The following is an 18,688-nucleotide window of genomic DNA, read 5'->3' on the forward strand; positions in this document are numbered from 1 at the left end:
GACTTATTGGTCAAAGTGGTGTAACATAATATTATGGAAATAAATTTCTTATAGGAGGGAAAAATATGAAAGTTTTGTTCAAAAATGTATTTAGTTTGTTTACGATTGTCGTATTTGCCTTAGCTATCGCTGCTTGTGGTAAAACTACTGATACTACAACTACCATTAAAGATAATGGTACAACTACAACTGAAAAGGGAACTACTACAGAAGGTGAAACAACTACAGAAGGTGAGACTACTACAGAAGGTGAGACTACTACAGAAGGTGAGACTACCACAGATTCTGGTGCAGATTACCCGAATCTAAATGGAGCAACAATTAGAATTTTACATGGTGCTCCTAATGAAGTTGACCCATTCCACGACAATTATAGTGGTCAATTCCAAGCTGAAAAGCAAGCGATTCAACGTCAAGTTGAACAAAGATACAATTGTAAAGTTAAATATCAAATGTATCCAGATGGTGCTGGTTGGGGACCAGATCGTGTAAATGCGATAATTCAAGGTGTCTTATCAGGTGACCCAATTGGGGAAATATATGCAATATCTTCTATGTGGATGGGAGAATTAGCTGAGGCTGATGCAATTGCTTCTGTTAAAAGACCACTTAGACAATATGCAAATGAAAATTATGATGATACGATGAAAGATTTTGGTACTTATAGAAATGAAGTTTATGGATTTGATACAGGATATGTTCTTAATGATTCTACTGGAATTTATTATAACTTAGATTTAGTTAACGAATTAGGTTTAGAAAATCCAGCAACAAAATGGTTAGATGGAGAATGGACATGGACTGATTTTGAAGCCTTTATAGATAGTGCTCAAGCAGCTTTAAATGCTAAAGGTGAAGGATATTATGCTATGGGTGGTGTTCCATCTGTATGGGCTCAACATATGATTCCTGCTAATGGTGGATATTTAGTTAACCCAGATACTAAAAAAGTTGCATTTGATCAATCAGCAGGTTTACAAACATTCAATAAATTAACAGAATTATATAATAAAGGTGTATGGGAACCAGCTGCAGAATTTGATGCAGGTAGTGCAAATTGGAAAACAGGTAAAGTTGTTCTACATCCAGGTGAATTATGGTTCCTTAATGCTGATAATCGTTGGGGATTATTAGATTTTGATTTAGGATATGTTCCTTATCCATTAGGAAATGGTAAAGTTATAGATGATTATAAATCTGGTAAAGATTCTATGCAGTTATATGCTATCAGCAGTGGATATGATAGTGAAAATGGATTGAATACTGAAAATATTTTTAGAGTATGGAATGATTTACAATATTGGCAAACATATGATGAAGTTAAAGATAATTTTGAATCTACATTAGAATCACGTTATGATGATATCGATTCAATTGAAGCACATTTACAAGTTTTAGATAAAATATATGTTGAACAAATATTTAATTTAGGTATTTCTGGTCATAACAATGATAATGGTTGGTATGTAATTGGTAATAAAGCGATTAGAGAAGGGGATGCAAACACTTATCTAAGTGCGATTAAACAAGTTTATCAAAAAGAATTAGATGACTTATTCGGTGATAATTAAGCTAAAGAATGATAAGAAGTAAGACAAATGGCCTCTTAGTTTTCAATAAGCTAAGAGGCTTAAAATAAGAGGTGAGACTATGAAGAAGAAGTTATTATTCACTCTTGTTTTATTAATTAATCTTTTGTTCATCACTCATTACCAAGAAAAGTTGGTCTTAGCTAATGAAATTGAAACTGAGAGAAGTTATGAATTTTTAAAACAAGATTATGAAGAACATCTTGCATCAAAAGATATGATAACTCCAGATATTAGTCCTGTACGTATTGAAGGTGAAGAGTACATACAAGATGATGCACCAGCAGATGTAGATGTTTATGATGATTATGAAGGTGCACAACAAGTTGTCTTTACCCCAGAGTCTGGAACAGTATCTTGGTTAGTAAACATACCTGAAACTGGTTATTATAACATTTTTATTAAATACTTCCCGATTGAAGGAAAAAGTTCTGCTATTGAGAGAAGTGTTTTTATTAATCAAACATCACAATTTGAAGGTTCAAAAAATATCGTTTTAAACAGAGTTTGGACAAGCAAAAATGAAATTGAACGTGATAATAATGGAAATGATATAAAACCTAATCAAATTGAAGCTCCTAGATGGAAGGAAGCATATTTTGAAGATGATCGAGGATATGTAATAGAACCTTATCTTTTTTACTTTGATAAAGGAGTTAATACTCTTTCGTTAGAAAGTATTAAGGAACCAATGGTAATTGATTATATAGAAATTCGATCAGAACAAGTATTACCAACTTACGAAGAAACTTTACAAAACTATAAAACACAAGGTTATACCGAAGTAAAAGGTGTATTAGAGAAAGTTCAAGCAGAGGATGCTGTAGAAACCTCTTCACCTACCTTGTATCCAATCGCAGACCGTTCAAGTTCTTTTACAGAACCATATCATTATACCAAGATTCGTCTAAATGCAATTGGTGGTGAACGTTGGAAATTAAATGGTGATTCAATTACTTGGGAAGTTGATGTTCCTAAGTCTGGATTGTATAATATTAGTTTCCGAGCAAAACAGAACTTTGTTAGAGGAATGTATGTTAATCGAAAATTGATGATAAATGATAAAGTACCTTTTAGAGAAGCAAATAATTTAGAATTTGTATATGACAACAAATGGCAAATGGTTACTTTAGGTCATGATGGTGAAGATTTTCTGTTCTATTTAGAAGAAGGAAAGCAGAAATTATCTTTATCAGTATCATTAGGTGAATTTGGAACTTTAATTAAAGATGTTGAAACATCGATTACTAATTTAAATGAACTATATCGAGAAATCATTAAATATACAGGGCCATCGCCTGACCCTTATCGTGATTATTATCAACTAGACACAAGAATTCCTAATCTAAAAGGTCGTTTTGATAGTGAAGCAAGACGTCTTAAGAGAGTTGTAAATGGTATTATTAATGTCTCTGGTGAACAGAATGACCGTACTGCGTTGATTAATAAAGTTATTATCCAGCTTGAAGATTTTGCTGATAATCCACGACATGTAATTAAACGATTAAAAGAATTCAATCAAAACATCTCTGCATTAGGTACTTGGATATTAACAGTTAGTGAACAACCATTAACAATAGATTATATTTTACTACATTCAGAAGATGCTAAATTACCAAAAGTAAATGAAAATTTCTTTCAGAAAATTTGGCATATGATTCGAGTATTTATCGCATCATTCACAACTGATTATTCAACAATTGGTACCGTAGGTGAAGAAGGAAGTAAGGGAAGAATAGAAGTTTGGTTGCCAGTTCCTTTAAAATCGCGAGATCATGCTAATGTGTTAAGGCAATTAATCGATGAAGATTTTACACCTAATACAGGAATCAATGTAGATTTGAAATTAGTTAAACAAGAAGTATTATTACCTGCAACTTTAACTGATCAAGGGCCAGATGTAGCCTTGTCATTGAGTCAAACATTGCCTGTAAACTATGCAATGAGAAATGCAGTTTATGATTTATCAAAATTTGAAGATTATGATGAGGTATCTAATCGATTCCATCCTAGTGCACTAGTACCTTATGAATTTGAGGGAGGGGCTTATGCCTTGCCTGAAGAACAATATTTTTTGATGATGTTCTATCGAACTGATATTTTTGAAGAATTAAGTATCGGAGTGCCAGATACTTGGGATGATGTAATTGATATTACAAAAGATTTACAAAAACATTATTTAGATTTTTATTTACCAGTAGGTACTGCAACTGAGACAACTGCTGCAGTTAATCAAATTTATGCAACCTTACTATACCAACATGGTGGTCAATTCTATATAAATGATAACAAACAAAGTGGATTTACTGAAAAAGCAGCATTAGATGCCTTTGTCGATTGGACAAACTTCTTTACAGCTTATAAGTTTCCAGTAGAAGCTAGTTTTGTTAACCGTTTTAGAAGTGGAGAAATGCCAATTGGTATTGCCCCTTATAACATGTACAATACATTGAGTGTATTTGCTCCAGAGATTAGGGGAGATTGGGATTTTGCTCCAGTGCCTGCTACAGTAACTTATGATGAAAATGGAAATCCAGAATATCATCGTGATGCTGCAGGATCTGGTTTAGGAATGGTTTTATTAAATCAATCAAAAAACAAAGATGAAGCTTGGGAATTTATGAAATGGTTAACAGATAAAGACACTCAAGTAAGATATGGTCGTGAATTAGAAGGAGTTTTAGGTGCAGGTGCACGTTATCCAACAGCTAATATGGCAGCTTTACAAGAATTACCTTGGCCTACAAAAGACTTTAAAAAACTTCATGAACAATGGAATAATGTTAGAGGTATCCCACAAGTTCCAGGAAGTTATATGACAGCTCGTAACTTAGCAAATGCCTTTTTCGAAACTTATAATAATGGTACTAATCCAAGAGAGGCATTAATTGATTACACTGTCTACATTAATGATGAAATAACCCGAAAACGTAAAGAGTTCGGATTGGAGTAGGATGATGTAAATGGAAGAAAGAAAAAAAGATTGTATAATGAAAAAAAATAAAAATTTCATAGGTAAAAAAGCTGCTAGATTTAAGAAAAAGATTAAAAGCGTAGGAAAAGAAATATATGTAAAAAGAGAACTTTATTATTTAATGGCACCATATCTTGTTTTATTTGCTGTATTTACAATCCTACCAGTTATTATGTCTATTGTTTTAAGTTTTACAAACTTTAATATGCTTGAATTACCAGACTTTGTTGGTTGGAGTAATTATAAACGTTTATTTATTGCTGACCGCGAATTTATTATTGCGATAAAGAATACGCTGATTTTAGCTTTGGTAACAGGACCAGTCAGTTATATTCTTGCATTTGTAATTGCTTGGCTAATTAATGAGTTACCAAAAAAGATGAGATCAATAATGACATTGGTGTTTTATGCACCATCAATCTCTGGGAATGCCTTTCTTATATGGACTATCATCTTTTCAGGGGATGTTTATGGTTATGCTAATGCCTATTTGATGGAATTTGGAATAACAAGTGAAGCAATACAATGGTTAAAAGACCCTCAATATATTTTACTTATCGTAATTATCGTTCAATTATGGATGAGTTTAGGGGTAAGTTTCCTAGCATTTATCGCTGGACTTCAAGGAGTTGATAAGTCACTCTATGAAGCAGGAGCAATTGATGGTATTAAAAATAGATGGCAAGAATTATGGTATATAACATTACCTTCTATGAAACCATTATTACTTTTTGGGGCAGTTATGCAAATAACAAGTTCCTTTGCTACATGTGCGGTTTCAATACAACTCGTAGGATTCCCTTCGGTACAATACGCCGGACATACAATTGTTATTCACTTAATGGATTATAGTGGATTTAGATATGAAATGGGTTATGCATCAGCGATAGCAACAGTACTATTCTTAACAACATTAGGTGCTAACTTAATCATTCAAAAACTATTAAGAAGGGTGGGTTCATAGAATGTTTAAGAAAATATTAACATTTCTACAATGTAATATTAAAAAAATATGTTTTTCTCTACTATGTATATCTAAAAAGACATTTACATCTCTACTACATAGTATTAAAAAGATAAATACATATCTACAACGTAGAAGAAAAATCAAAAAGAAAAAACGTTTGAACCGCTCTCTATGGGGAGATATTCTACTCTTCCTCTTCTTGGGAATATTTGGTTTATTTAGTGCTTGGCCTTTAATATTTAATATTAACCATGCTTTTAAGCCATTAGATGAAATCTTTTTATTCCCACCGAAGTTATTTGTTAGAAACCCAACTTTTGATAATTTCTCAGATTTATTTAATTTAATGGGGGAATCATGGATTCCTTTTACAAGACATTTCTTTAATACAATATTTATCACAGTGATAGGAACGGTAGGGCATGTAATTATTGCATCGATGGCAGCATATCCAATTGCTAAACATCAATTCCCAGGTAAGAATATTATCTTTAAAACGATTGTCTTATCACTAATGTTTGTGCCTACTGTAACAGCTATCTCAAACTACATTATATTAGGTAAAATTGGTTTGATTGATACTTATTGGGCAATTATTTTACCTGCCTTCGCTTATTCATTAGGGCTATATTTAATGAAACAATTTATGGAGATTGTTCCTTATGACATGATAGAGTCTGCTAAATTAGATGGAGCGAATGAGTTTAAGATATTCTGGAAAGTTATTATGCCAAATGTTAAACCTGCTTGGTTAACACTTGTCATTCTCTTATTTCAAAGTTTATGGGTTACAGATGGTGGAATGTTCTTATATAGTGAAGAATTAAAACCAGTTAGTTTTGCATTACGACAATTAATTAGTGCATCTATTGCTTCTAGACAAGGAACAGTTGCGGCTGTCACCTTTATAATGATGAGTGTTCCAGTAACAATCTTCATCATTACAAGAAGTAAGATTATTGAAACAATGGCGCACTCTGGTATGAAGTAGGTGATGAAAGTATGAAAAAGAAAATATTTTTAATAAGTTTCATAGTTCTTTCGCTGTTTACCTCCTTTAGTGTCGTAAAGGCAGAGGATTATGAAAAAGATGGTTATATCTATTCTTATTGGGGAAAAGCGATTCCATCCGCTTATGGAATGTCGCATATTCATACATATGACCCATACACACTTGGATTAGATCAACTTGGAATTGATACAAAGAATCCAGATGATATATATGAAAGCGATTGGTTAAAATATTGGTATGATCATAGTTTTCTTGATGAAATAGCACGTCTAAAATTAGACGTTGGTATTAAAGAAGCTAATAGTATATTTCACCCACAAGATTTATTTAGTTATAATAATAAGTTATATATTGTAGATTCAAAAAATAATGCATTACTTGTATTAAACCAATATTATCAATTAGAAGCATATCTTCAGTTATTTACAGATGCTAATATGGAAGATGTGTATGATTTAAAAGAACCTAGTGGAATTGCGGTAACAGATGATTCTATCTATATTGCTGATACAGATAATGAAAGAATTATGGTCTTAGATCATGAATATAAGGTAAAGAAAATTTTTGGTACGCCTGAAGATAAAACATTTGATGAATTAGCATTCAAACCATTAAAAATATCTGTTGATAAAACAGGAAGAATCTATGTCATCGTTCGTGATGTTTTTGAAGGTATTATTGAATTAAACAGTGATGGTTCTTTCAATCGTTATACAGGGGTTAATCCAATTTCAATGAATGTAATTGAAGCAATTTGGCGAAGATTTTATACAGAAGAACAATTAAAGCAGATGAAATTATATCTTCCTACTTCTTTTACAAATATGATTATTGATGATTTAGGTTTTATCTATGCAACCTCTAAAGCAGATTCAAGTGGTAATGATCAAAATATGATAAAAAAAATCAATACTAAAGGAATAGATGTTTTAAAGCGTAATGGATATGATGTTCCTAAAGGTGATTTAACCTATATACAAGTCAAAACAGGTAATCTACAGAAAGGTCCATCTGAATTAGTTGATATTGCCATAAATGATATTGGTATGTATACGGTATTAGATCAAAAACGAGGCAGATTATTTACTTATGATAACGAAGGTAGATTATTATATATATCAGCTGATAAAGGTGACCAAGAAGGTAAATTAGGTAATCCTGTGGCTGTAACTTATTTCAATGGTGATTTAGTTGTATTAGATCAAGATAATAAATCGTTAGAAGTATATGGATTAACCGAATTTGGTGAATTAATCAATGAAGCGATTAAATACCATTATGAGGGTGATTTTGAAAAAGCTGCTGAAGTATGGACAGAAGTAGCGAAACTAAATACCAATTATGAAATTGCATATGTTGGAATTGGTAAGTCTTTATTAAGACAAGGAAAATACAAAGAAGCATTAGAGAATTTTAAATTAGGAAAAGATAAGTATTATTATGGTAAAGCATATGAAGGTTATCGTAAAGAATTCTTAAATAATAATTTTTCAATCATCATGACAGTAACAACAATAGTGATTCTCTATTTGTTTAGAAAACCATTGATTGATATTTTTAAGAAAGACAGGGAGGATGAAGAATAATGAACAAAATGCATTTAATTATCAATAATTATCTAAAATTTCCTGCATATATCCTCACACATCCGATCGATGGATTTGAACAAATGAAACGCGAGAAAAAAGGGAAATTAAGCGTTGCATTTGCATTACTATTTTTTACTTGTTTACTCCAAATCATGAACTATCAATACCTAGGTTTTCTAGTAAATGATAGCAATCCACAAGAATTAAATAGTATTAAATTAACCTCATTTATTATCATATTTGTTCTTTTATTTACAATAGGAAATTGGTCTATCACAACATTATTAGATGGAAAAGGTAAATTCAAAGATATCTTTATGATGGTTTGTTATTCATTATTTCCTATTGTATTAATTGGTTACCCAAACATTTTATTAAGTCACATATATACAGGAGATGAAGTAAGTTTTTATTATATTGCTCAAGGAATTGGATCATTCTTGTTGGTGTTTTTAATCTTTTTGGGATTATTAGTCGTACATGAATATTCGTTACTGAGAACAGTTGCTACGGTAATTCTTACATTACTAGCAATGAGTGTAATTTTATTTATTTCCTTATTGTTATTTAGTTTAGCGCAACAAATATTAGGTTTTATAATGGGATTATATCAAGAAATTACATGGAGATATTTTTAGATGAAGAAATTATTGAAAAACAAAAAAATAGTACTACTTATTATTCTTGTAGCGCTAGCAGGAATTATAAGTATTTATACATTTGCTGGTAAATTAAAACCAATCAATGTTAATGCAGAAAACATTTCATTTACTAAAGATGATTTTATTGATGCTTCCAAGTTATCAAATAGTGATGTTATAGTTGAAAGTAATGATCGTTATGAATTTCATTTTGATGAAAAAACAACTCACTTTTATATAAAAGATATCCTAAATGATAAAATTTGGCACTCTAATCCACAAGTGATTGATGATTTCCCTGTTATTAGTAAATCAACAAAAATAGAACAAAAATCAACTTTAGTGGTTCATTACAATTGTGGGCAAATTATCAAAAGCTATAATAACTATTCATATAGTATTTATCATGAAGATAGAAATCAAACCTATTCATATAAATATATAGATAATGGTGTTCAAGTCCTTTATAGAATTGAGGATACGAAAATTAATTATACTTATTTCCCTCAATTTCTATCAAAACAACGGATGAATGAGTTATTTTTAGACAAAGATCTATTGAGTGATAGAGAGAAAGAAAAATTAAGTGAAGATTATTATGAATTAAATTTAGATGATGTTTATGAATTAAAACCCTACGAGGATATGTCTAAAGTATACATAAAAAATTTAAATAAATGGATGTATGAAAAAAGTGGTTACACATTAGAAGATTGTATCCAAGATAACGCTGAATTTGGAAAAGTTGTAAATTTTGAAAAACCATATTTTGAAGTAGCTGTTGAGTATAAGTTAACTGATTCAGGGTTTAAAGCAACAGTTATTAATGAATCAATTGTTGAAAATTCAAAATTTCCAATAACTTCTATAGAATTTCTACCATATTTTGGAGCAACAACTATAGATGATGATGGATACTTTGTGATACCAGATGGTTCTGGTGCTCTGATGAATTTTAACAATGGTAAAACTTACGCAACTCAATATTCTAAAAAGTATTATGGTAATGATTTAGCATTACAGTCAAATGTAAAACCAGAAACTAGTCAAGACTTACTATTACCAATCTATGGTATTGTAAAAACAAATACAGAAAATGCAATGTTAGGGATTATTGAAAAAGGTGCGCCAATGACATCGTTGTACGCTGGTGTCAGCGAGCGAATTGATTCTTATAATCGAATTAACCTTGAGTTTAAACTACGGGATTTTGAAAAAGTTGTATTTTCTAATGCAGGAGAAGTATATGAACTAGATATGTATACGAAGAAACACGTCAAAAATGATTTTGTGATTCGTTATGAATTATTAGATAATGAGGATGCAAATTATTTTGGACTAGCGAAAAGATATCAACAATATTTAGTTGAAAATCAAGGCTTCGAGAAAACAGATAATACTCAAAATACCGTATTAAATCTAAAATTACTTGGTATGTATGAAAAACGAGAGTTTTTCTTAGGAGTACCTTATAATACAACGAAGACACTAACTACTTTTGATGAAGCTAAAAAGATTTTAGCTGAACTCAATACATTAAACGTTAATGATATTAACCTTATATATGATGGTTGGTTTAATAATGGTATGGATCATAAAATTCCAACAAATATCAATATAAATAGTGTTATGGGTGGAAAAGGTGATTTTAAATCACTTTCAGATTATACAAAAAAACATCAAATTGGGTTCTATCCTAGTGTTAATATTATGAAAGTAAATCAGTTTGATAAAGCGATTGATTCGCTTCGCTATACAACACGACATATTAATGGAAAAACATCCGTTGTAAATAACTATGATTTAGCTACAAAACTAATACTAGCCACACAAACACAAGACTATGTATTAAAACCTGAATTATATCATAGTTTAGTTTCTAAAATGCTATCAAATTATGGAAGTCTTAATGTTAGTGGTATCACTCTTAATGATTTAGGTAGTGAAATAAGTGGAGATTACAGAAAGTATCAGGAATTATTTAGAGATGAAAATCAATATTATCAAGTAGATTCTCTTAATTTAATTGATAAAGAATATGATATGATGATGTATGCTCCTTATGGTTATGCGGTAAATTATGCAACAGATATAGTTAATTTACCACAAGAAAGTTCACAATATCCTATATTAGATAGTAGTATTCCATTTTATCAAATTGTTTTAAATGGTTATAAAGATTATACAGGAATTAGTATTAATGAAAATGTTGAACGTAATGTAATGTATTATAAATTAAAAGCAATTGAGACTGGTGCAAATATTAATTATATTTGGTCTTACAAAGACTCATCAGTTTTATTAGAAACAGAATATAACTATTATTATTCAACAAATTATCGAAACTGGATTAATGGTGCTGCAGATTTAGTACATGAGTTAGATAATTTAGGCATTCATGAAGGTGCTATAACAAATCATGAAGTATTGACAAATGGAGTCTATAAAGTTACTTATGAGAATGGCTCTACATTTATTATTAATTACAATCAAACTCCTTATCTCTATACCAATAATGATGTCAACATAGAGGTAGCAGGCAATAATTATCAAATGATAGGGGGGAGAGCTTCGTGAATTATAAATTAGAAAAGAAATTTTGGGGCTTTATTTTCACTATCCCTTGGCTAATAGGATTCTTGTTATTCTTCCTAAAACCATTTATTGAGTCATTTTACTTTAGTTTTCATATCGTTGAACCAACTAAAAATGGTTTAGAAATGACTTTTGTTGGTTTAGGACGCTATATAAATGCCCTAACAGTACATGTTGATTTTCTTCGGGTACTATTACAATCACTATTAGATATTTTTATTAACTTATGGGTTATTTTAATCTTTAGTTTATTAATGGCTGTATTGCTTAACACCAAGTTTAGAGGAAGAACATTTGCTAGAGCTGTCTTCTTTATTCCAGTAATATTTAACTCAGCTGCGATTGAATCTGCTTTAGGTGGTGGAGAAGCCTTAAGAACTCTAATGAATGAATCAGGTTTAGGAATCATGAGTGTATTTGATTTAAAAGCTTATTTATTAGAAGCAGATATGGCACCTTGGTTAATTGGCTTTTTAGTTAGCTCAATTGATCGAATATATTTAATCATCTCTTACTCAGGTGTTCAAATACTAATATTCTTAGCTGGATTACAATCAATTCCAATTCATTTATATGAAGCAGCGAAAATTGAAGGAGCAACACAATATGAAATTTTTTGGAAAATTACTTTACCAATGGTTTCACCACTCATTTTAACTGCTGCAGTTTATACAATTGTTAATTCATTCTTAAGATCTCCAATAACAGAAGTGATGCAATCGGTGTATAACGATCAACAATATGGTTTATATGCTGCAATGAGTTGGATGTATTTTGGAGTCTCTGCCATTTTACTAACAGTTGTGTTATTCTTCTTATCTAAGGCGGTGTTCTACTATGACAAATAATCGATTTGTAAGTTATATAAAAAACAAATTTAATAACATTAAAGATAATTTTAGTGATGAACGAAAAAAAGTCGTTTTAGAAAATAAAATATCACATATTTTCACCACTTTAATCCGTGGGCTAATTATATTCGGGTTATCATTTATCGTCTTATTTCCATTATTTCAACAATTGTCATTAGCTTTTAGAGAACCTGGCGATTTGAATAATCCACTAGTTATTTTTATCCCAGATAATTGGACATGGTTAAACATAAAGATAGCTTCATCGATGTTAGATTATCAACATGCTGTAATCAATAACTTCAAAGTGGCATCAGTTGTCATGATATTTCAAATATTAGTCACATCTGTGACCGGGTATGCCTTTGCGCGTTTAAAATTTCCAGGGAGTGGATTATTATTCATATTAGTTTTAGCAACCATTATGATTCCACCTCAAACTTTAAGTTTAAACCGATATTTGTTTTTTAAAGATTTTGGTATCCCAAAAATCTTTTCAATAAACCTTTTAGGTAATCGAGGGTCACTATATATGATGACTGCACTTGGTATGGGAATTAATTCAGGATTATTTATCTATATCTTCAGACAGTTTTTCCGAAATGTTCCAATTGAATTAGAAGAATCCGCCCAAGTGGATGGAGCTAGTGTTATTAGAACTTTCTGGAGTGTTATGTTACCAAATGCACGTCCTGCAATGTTAACAGTTGGATTATTTTCATTTGTTTGGCAATGGAATGATGTATACTATACACGTCTTTTAAGTTTAAGTAGCGAAAAATTTCCATTATTGCCAATGCGTCTAGCCAATGCAGCAGATAATATCTATCAAGCATTATTTTATGAAGGCGCGTTAAACTTAGTTGGTGAGGATGTCCTAAAAAATCCATTTTACTTTTCATTAGTATCAAATACGGCTGCATTTTTAATGATGTTGCCAGTACTAATTATATTTATCTTCTTACAACGTTATTTTGTTGAAAGTATTGAAAGAACCGGAATTGTCGGTTAAATAATTATAATTTGGGAGTGGTTCTATGTTTAATTTTGAAAAATTAGTTAACAGTTCAATATTTAAATATGCCGATTTACTATATAAGATCATCTTTGTAAATATAATGGTAGTGTTATTATCACTCCCAATTATAACTTTTGTTCCAGCGCTAATTGCTGGGTTCTCGGTAGTTAAATTCTACATTGAGGATAATGAAGCTCCATTATTTAAGTCATTCATAAATGAATTTAAAAAAAATTTCTTCCGAAATTTTAAAGTTGGAATAATTTTGATTGTCATCGCATTTTTACTGTTAAATAATATAAATTTTTTCTATAAAAATATTGAATTAGGATTATTTTATACAGCAGGACTTTACTTATCATTAATTCTATTATTTTTCCTTATTTTAACGGGGATACATATCCCCTTAACAAGTATGTATTTTGATAAGTTAGATACGATGAAAATTATTAAATTATCATTATACATTGGAATTAAATATATTTTCAAAACATTACTTATGGTCTTACCATTAATCAGTACAGTTTTATTAATGATGTATATGTTTCCAGTGTTTACCTTTTTAGGATTTGGTATTCCAATCTATGCTAATTTAAAAATATCAAATCAACTTTATAAAAGAATTAAATTAGAAGAATAGAGAGATGATTATGGTTAAATTAGGAATTGACAATATTACAAATTATCTAGAATATTTTAAGGGTAAAAATGTCGGTTTAATCACCAATCCAACTGGTATTAATTCTAAATTTGAAAGTACAATTGACATTTTAAAGAAACATACGAATTTAATTGCCTTATTTTCCCCAGAACATGGGGTAAGAGGTAATATACAAGCAGGAGAAAAGTTAGAAACTTATATTGATAGTAAAACAAATGTACCAGTGTATAGTTTATACAGTAGTACAAAAAAACCAACGAAAGAGACATTAAAAAATATTGATATCTTATGTTATGATATCCAAGACGTTGGTTCAAGGTTTTATACTTTTATTTATACAATGGCTTACTCTATGATTGCTTGTAGTGAACATAAAATTCCATTTGTTGTTTTTGATAGACCTAATCCAATAAATGGGGTAACCGTTGAAGGAAATATGCTTGATTTAAATTATCGATCATTTATCGGTTATTATCCAATTACTCAACGTTATGGATTAACGATTGGTGAAACAGCAAAATTATTTAATGAAGAATACGATATAAACTGTGAATTATTAGTAATAGAAATGACAGGTTGGAAAAGAGAAATGATGTGGGAGGATACATCAATTTCTTGGGTTTTTCCATCGCCAAATATACCAACAGTTGATACGACACTAGTTTATAATGCAACCTGTGTATTTGAAGGAACGAATATATCAGAAGGTAGAGGAACAACAAAGCCTTTTGAGATAGTTGGGGCTCCTTGGTTAGACCCTGACATCCTATCAGAACGATTAAATAAACATGGATTAAAAGGGGTGTATTTCAGACCACTTTATTTTACACCTACGTTTGCAAAACATAAAGACAAGATGTGTGGTGGCGTAGAACTTGTCATAACCGATAAAGATGCTTTTGAGACTGTTAAAACTGGTTGGACAATGTTATATGAGATTAAAGACTTATCAAATGACGAGTTTAAATTTACGGCTCCTTATACAAGTGGTGGGCACCCAATGATTGATTTAAATAATGGAAATTCATTTTTAAGAGAACAGACTTATTCTTTAGAAGAATTAAATCAAATATTAGTTAAAGATAGTACTAAATTTAAACAAATAAAAGAAAAATATCATTTATACAAATAGGGTAATTTTCAGAAAGGTTGATTAGATGAAGCGAATAGAAGAGATGACTTTAAGAGAAAAAATTGGCCAGTTATTAATGATAGGGTTTCAGGAAGATGATTTTGACGGAATAATGGAAATGATTGAAAAATATAAGGTTGGAAATATTATTCTGTTTACTCGCAATGTAAAAGATGCTAATCGTTTAATGCGTCAAAATCAAGCATTACAAAAAAAAGCATTAGAAACACTCGGTGTTCCATTATTCATTAGTATTGACCAAGAAGGTGGAATGGTCACTCGAATAATGCAAGATGCTACATTTTTCCCAGGTAATATGACATTAGGGGCAACAGAAAATGATAATAATGCTTATCATATTGGACAAATGATGGGAGAGGAAATGAAAACATTAGGGGTTAACCTCAATCTTGCACCTGTATTAGATGTTAACAATAATGTAAAAAATCCTGTCATTGGTGTTAGAAGTTATAGTGATAATCCAGAAGTTGTTGCAAAATTTGGAACACAATTTATAAAAGGGTTACAAGAAAATGGTGTTTTAGCAACAGGAAAACATTTTCCAGGTCATGGGGATACAAGTGTTGATTCTCATTTAGATTTAACAAAGGTTAGTCATGATAAAAAAAGATTAAACGAAGTAGAACTAGTTCCCTTTAAACAAGCAATCAAATCAGGTATTAATGCGATAATGAGTGCTCATGTTCTATTTCCTTCTTATGAAGATGAATTCTTACCAGCTACATTATCAAGAAAAGTTTTAACAAACTTACTTAGAAATGAGTTAGGATTTAAAGGGCTTATTGTGACTGATTGTATGGAAATGAAGGCGATTGACAATTATTTTACGACAGAAAAAGCAGTGGTAAAAGCTGTAGGAGCTGGTGCTAATTTAGTTTGTATTTCTCATACGAGAAATAGACAAATTGGAGCCATTGAAGAATTAGTCAAAGCAGTAGAAGAAAAAAGACTTGATGAGGCAATAATTGATCAAGCAGTGCAAAGAGTTTTAGCACATAAAGAGAAAATAGCAAATGATACATTGGATTTAATCAATAGAAGCACTGTCTCATTAAATATTAAAGATCATAATCAATTTGCTCAACATATGAATGATATTGCCCTAACTTTAGTGAGTGGGAAAAGATTTATTCAAAAAGGTAAAGTGCTGTTTGTAGCACCAAATCCGGTTGCAACAACAATTGCTGATGATTCTTTAGATCAACAGAGCTTACTAGAAAAGGTAAAAAAATCATTTACCGATTGGAATACAATTGAACTCAAAATAAAACCTTCAAAAGAAAATCAAGACGCAATATTAAAAGCAGTAACTGAGGTAGATCAGGTTGTGTTCTGTTCATACAATGCCCATATATATAAAACGCAGTATGAATTAATAAAACAAATCAAAGAAAAAACTAAAAATATTCACTTAATTGCTTTAAGAAATCCTTATGATGTAATGGATTTTTCTGATATAGATTGTATTTGTGCTTATGAATATACACCACATTCCATTCAAAGTATCCTTAAATATTTAAAATCTGAAATTGAGCCAGTTGGTTCAATACCAGTTGAAATCTAGGATACTTTTATGAAAAATAAATGCATCATCTGTGTTGATGGTGGTGGAACCAAAACAGAGGCTGTTGCTTTTACCCCTTCAGGTGAAGCAATCAGTCGACATATTGGTGGAAGTGGTAACTTCTCTTTTGAAAAAGAACAAGCAATAGAGAATGTAATAAATACAATTCAAGCAGTGTTTAATGAGGTTAAAGAATTATACCATTGTGAAATGATTCAAATGGGAATCTCTGGCTATGGAGCCTTTCAAGAAAAATCAGCATATATTGAACAAGTTAAATTACGGTTTAATACTGATGTTAAGATTGTTGATGATGCAAGATTAGCTTTATACACCGTTTTAAAAGAAACATATAATGAAGGTATATTAGTTCTATCAGGGACTGGTAGTGCTTGTTATGGTTATTGTGATGGAAACACCTTATTAGTAGGTGGATGGGGATATTTGTTAGGTGATGAGGGTTCAAGTTACGATTTAGTAATGCGTACTTTTAAATTAATGATTGAAGATGAAGAAAATGGACTAGCACTTAATGGATTAACAATAAATATGTTAAAGCATTTAGATCTTAATCATGTTACCGAACTAAAGAAATATGTTTATAAGAAAACTAAATCTGAAATCGCATCAAATGCTAAATTTATTAATGATTGTGCACTTTTAGGCGATGAAAGAGCAATTACCCTATTAAAACAATCAGGAATTGATTTAGCAAGACAAGCCATAAAAATTTATGAACGTATGAAGTTATCTAGTCATGTACGAATAGGTTGTCAAGGGAGTTTTATTTTAAACGCTAAATATGTCAATGTTAGTTTCAAAGAAGTAATAAAAAAAGTGATTCCTCATGCCTGTTTTGTTGAAACGTTAGATAGACCTGTTAAAGGGGCTTATTATCTAGCGATAAGAGAACATTTAAAGATAGATGGTGGTAGATAATGTATGCTATCGGATTAATGAGTGGGACTTCACTTGATGGAGTAGATGCCTGCTTAATCGATATTGAATCAATTAATGGTAAAATCAATTATCAATTAATAGAGTTTATAACCAAACCCTTTAGTGAGACATTATTAAAAGAAATTGAAACATGTATTGCCTTAGAAAAATCTCATGTGCAAGCAATTTGTAGTCTTAATTTTAAATTAGGTCATGAATTTTCTGAAGCATGTAAACTCGTTTGTCTTGAAGCAAACGTTTCATTATCTGAAATTGAGTTTATCGCAAGTCATGGACAAACTATCTGGCATCAACCAACTGAAAGTGGTTCTTATGTCAAATCGACTCTACAAATTGGTGAAAGTGCAGTTATCGCATATGAGACCAATTGTCAAGTAATCTCTAATTTTAGAGTGATGGACATGGCTGCAGGTGGACAGGGGGCTCCTCTTGTTGCGTATACAGATTACTTATTGTATAAAAATGATCATAAAAATATTGTGTTACAAAATATTGGTGGAATAGGTAATATGACTTATTTACCAAAAGGCTGTTCAATCGATGATGTCATATCGTTTGATACAGGACCAGGTAATATGATGATTGATTACATCATGCAAAAATATTTTAATAAACCCTATGATAAAGATGGGTTAACCGCAAGAAGTGGGCATGTTGTAGAGCCATTATTAAATGAATTAATGTCTCATCCATTCATAAATGAAAAGCCACCAAAAACAACTGGTCGAGAGATGTTTGGTAAGGAATTTGTCGAACAAATTTTAACAAAATATCATGAAGTTGATAAATTAGATCTTATCACCACATTTACTACATTTGTTAGTTTATCTATTGTTAATAATTATAAGCAGTATTTAAATGACATTGATGAAGTAATTATATCCGGTGGTGGAAGTTATAATACTTATTTAGTAGATTTAATTAAGCAACAATTATCTTGTGAAGTAAAAACATTAGAAGAAATAGGAGAGAATGCAAGTGCTAAAGAAGCAATCGCATTTGCATTACTTGGCTATCAAACACTTCACCATCAAAATAATAATGTAAAAAATTCCACAGGAGCATCTAGAGATGTAATTTTAGGTAATATTACACCTAAACCTTGGAGATAGGA

14 protein-coding genes are annotated in these 18,688 nt (G+C 30.6%); all 14 read left to right on the top strand.

Annotation, left to right across the window (positions count from 1 at the left end):
- The first annotated feature begins 65 nt into the window (after positions 1–65).
- The 14 genes from KHQ81_01985 to KHQ81_02050 all read left to right on the top strand — a co-directional run bounded on the left by KHQ81_01985 (position 66) and on the right by KHQ81_02050 (position 18,686).
- Positions 66–1,571, top strand: coding sequence for an ABC transporter substrate-binding protein (locus KHQ81_01985; protein ID QVK18509.1), 1,506 nt, complete (start codon positions 66–68; stop codon positions 1,569–1,571).
- 79 nt (positions 1,572–1,650) lie between these two features.
- The gene (locus KHQ81_01990; protein ID QVK18510.1) at positions 1,651–4,542 is read left to right on the top strand and encodes an extracellular solute-binding protein; all 2,892 of its coding nucleotides are present in this window, start codon (positions 1,651–1,653) and stop codon (positions 4,540–4,542) included.
- A 10-nt stretch (positions 4,543–4,552) separates the two neighbouring features.
- Complete coding sequence (locus KHQ81_01995) at positions 4,553–5,527, top strand: sugar ABC transporter permease (protein ID QVK18511.1); 975 nt, start codon at positions 4,553–4,555, stop codon at positions 5,525–5,527.
- 1 nt (position 5,528) lies between these two features.
- On the top strand, positions 5,529–6,521 hold the full coding sequence (locus KHQ81_02000) for a carbohydrate ABC transporter permease (protein ID QVK18512.1): 993 nt from the start codon (positions 5,529–5,531) through the stop codon (positions 6,519–6,521).
- An 11-nt stretch (positions 6,522–6,532) separates the two neighbouring features.
- The gene (locus tag KHQ81_02005) at positions 6,533–8,128 is read left to right on the top strand and encodes a hypothetical protein (GenBank protein ID QVK18513.1); all 1,596 of its coding nucleotides are present in this window, start codon (positions 6,533–6,535) and stop codon (positions 8,126–8,128) included.
- 8 nt (positions 8,129–8,136) lie between these two features.
- Positions 8,137–8,769, top strand: coding sequence for a YIP1 family protein (locus KHQ81_02010; protein QVK19524.1), 633 nt, complete (start codon positions 8,137–8,139; stop codon positions 8,767–8,769).
- Positions 8,770–11,349, top strand: a complete 2,580-nt coding sequence (locus tag KHQ81_02015) for a hypothetical protein (protein ID QVK18514.1) — start codon at positions 8,770–8,772, stop codon at positions 11,347–11,349.
- Entirely contained in the window at positions 11,346–12,215 is an 870-nt protein-coding gene (locus KHQ81_02020) for a sugar ABC transporter permease (GenBank protein QVK18515.1), read from the top strand. The genes KHQ81_02015 and KHQ81_02020 overlap by 4 nt, the downstream gene beginning before the upstream one ends.
- Positions 12,205–13,230 carry a carbohydrate ABC transporter permease gene (locus KHQ81_02025; protein QVK18516.1) on the top strand — a complete coding sequence of 342 codons (1,026 nt, stop codon included), beginning with the start codon at positions 12,205–12,207 and terminating at the stop codon, positions 13,228–13,230. The genes KHQ81_02020 and KHQ81_02025 overlap by 11 nt, the downstream gene beginning before the upstream one ends.
- A gap of 25 nt (positions 13,231–13,255) precedes the next feature.
- Entirely contained in the window at positions 13,256–13,876 is a 621-nt protein-coding gene (locus KHQ81_02030) for a YesL family protein (GenBank protein QVK18517.1), read from the top strand.
- Positions 13,877–13,886: 10 nt separating this feature from the next.
- Positions 13,887–15,029 (top strand): DUF1343 domain-containing protein, encoded by a 1,143-nt coding sequence (locus KHQ81_02035; GenBank protein ID QVK18518.1) that lies wholly within the window; start codon positions 13,887–13,889, stop codon positions 15,027–15,029.
- Between the two features lie 25 nt (positions 15,030–15,054).
- The gene (nagZ, locus tag KHQ81_02040) at positions 15,055–16,614 is read left to right on the top strand and encodes a beta-N-acetylhexosaminidase (protein ID QVK18519.1); all 1,560 of its coding nucleotides are present in this window, start codon (positions 15,055–15,057) and stop codon (positions 16,612–16,614) included.
- A gap of 9 nt (positions 16,615–16,623) precedes the next feature.
- On the top strand, positions 16,624–17,553 hold the full coding sequence (locus KHQ81_02045) for an ATPase (protein QVK18520.1): 930 nt from the start codon (positions 16,624–16,626) through the stop codon (positions 17,551–17,553).
- Complete coding sequence (locus KHQ81_02050) at positions 17,553–18,686, top strand: anhydro-N-acetylmuramic acid kinase (GenBank protein ID QVK18521.1); 1,134 nt, start codon at positions 17,553–17,555, stop codon at positions 18,684–18,686. Before KHQ81_02045 ends, KHQ81_02050 begins: the two co-directional genes overlap by 1 nt.
- Positions 18,687–18,688: the final 2 nt, after the last annotated feature.

The organism is Mycoplasmatota bacterium (genome assembly GCA_018394295.1).
GTDB lineage: Bacteria > Bacillota_I > Bacilli_A > Haloplasmatales > Haloplasmataceae > JAENYC01.

Bases quoted from the DNA above. Each gene is read 5' to 3' on its own strand.
- nagZ (QVK18519.1), top strand. From the start codon at position 15,055: ATGAAGCGAATAGAAGAGATGACTTTAAGAGAAAAAATTGGCCAGTTA.
- KHQ81_01990 (QVK18510.1), top strand. From the start codon at position 1,651: ATGAAGAAGAAGTTATTATTCACTCTTGTTTTATTAATTAATCTTTTG.
- KHQ81_02045 (QVK18520.1), top strand. From the start codon at position 16,624: ATGAAAAATAAATGCATCATCTGTGTTGATGGTGGTGGAACCAAAACA.
- KHQ81_02010 (QVK19524.1), top strand. From the start codon at position 8,137: ATGCATTTAATTATCAATAATTATCTAAAATTTCCTGCATATATCCTC.
- KHQ81_01995 (QVK18511.1), top strand. From the start codon at position 4,553: ATGGAAGAAAGAAAAAAAGATTGTATAATGAAAAAAAATAAAAATTTC.
- KHQ81_02030 (QVK18517.1), top strand. From the start codon at position 13,256: ATGTTTAATTTTGAAAAATTAGTTAACAGTTCAATATTTAAATATGCC.
- KHQ81_02050 (QVK18521.1), top strand. From the start codon at position 17,553: ATGTATGCTATCGGATTAATGAGTGGGACTTCACTTGATGGAGTAGAT.
- KHQ81_02025 (QVK18516.1), top strand. From the start codon at position 12,205: ATGACAAATAATCGATTTGTAAGTTATATAAAAAACAAATTTAATAAC.
- KHQ81_02035 (QVK18518.1), top strand. From the start codon at position 13,887: ATGGTTAAATTAGGAATTGACAATATTACAAATTATCTAGAATATTTT.
- KHQ81_02000 (QVK18512.1), top strand. From the start codon at position 5,529: ATGTTTAAGAAAATATTAACATTTCTACAATGTAATATTAAAAAAATA.
- KHQ81_01985 (QVK18509.1), top strand. From the start codon at position 66: ATGAAAGTTTTGTTCAAAAATGTATTTAGTTTGTTTACGATTGTCGTA.
- KHQ81_02015 (QVK18514.1), top strand. From the start codon at position 8,770: ATGAAGAAATTATTGAAAAACAAAAAAATAGTACTACTTATTATTCTT.
- KHQ81_02005 (QVK18513.1), top strand. From the start codon at position 6,533: ATGAAAAAGAAAATATTTTTAATAAGTTTCATAGTTCTTTCGCTGTTT.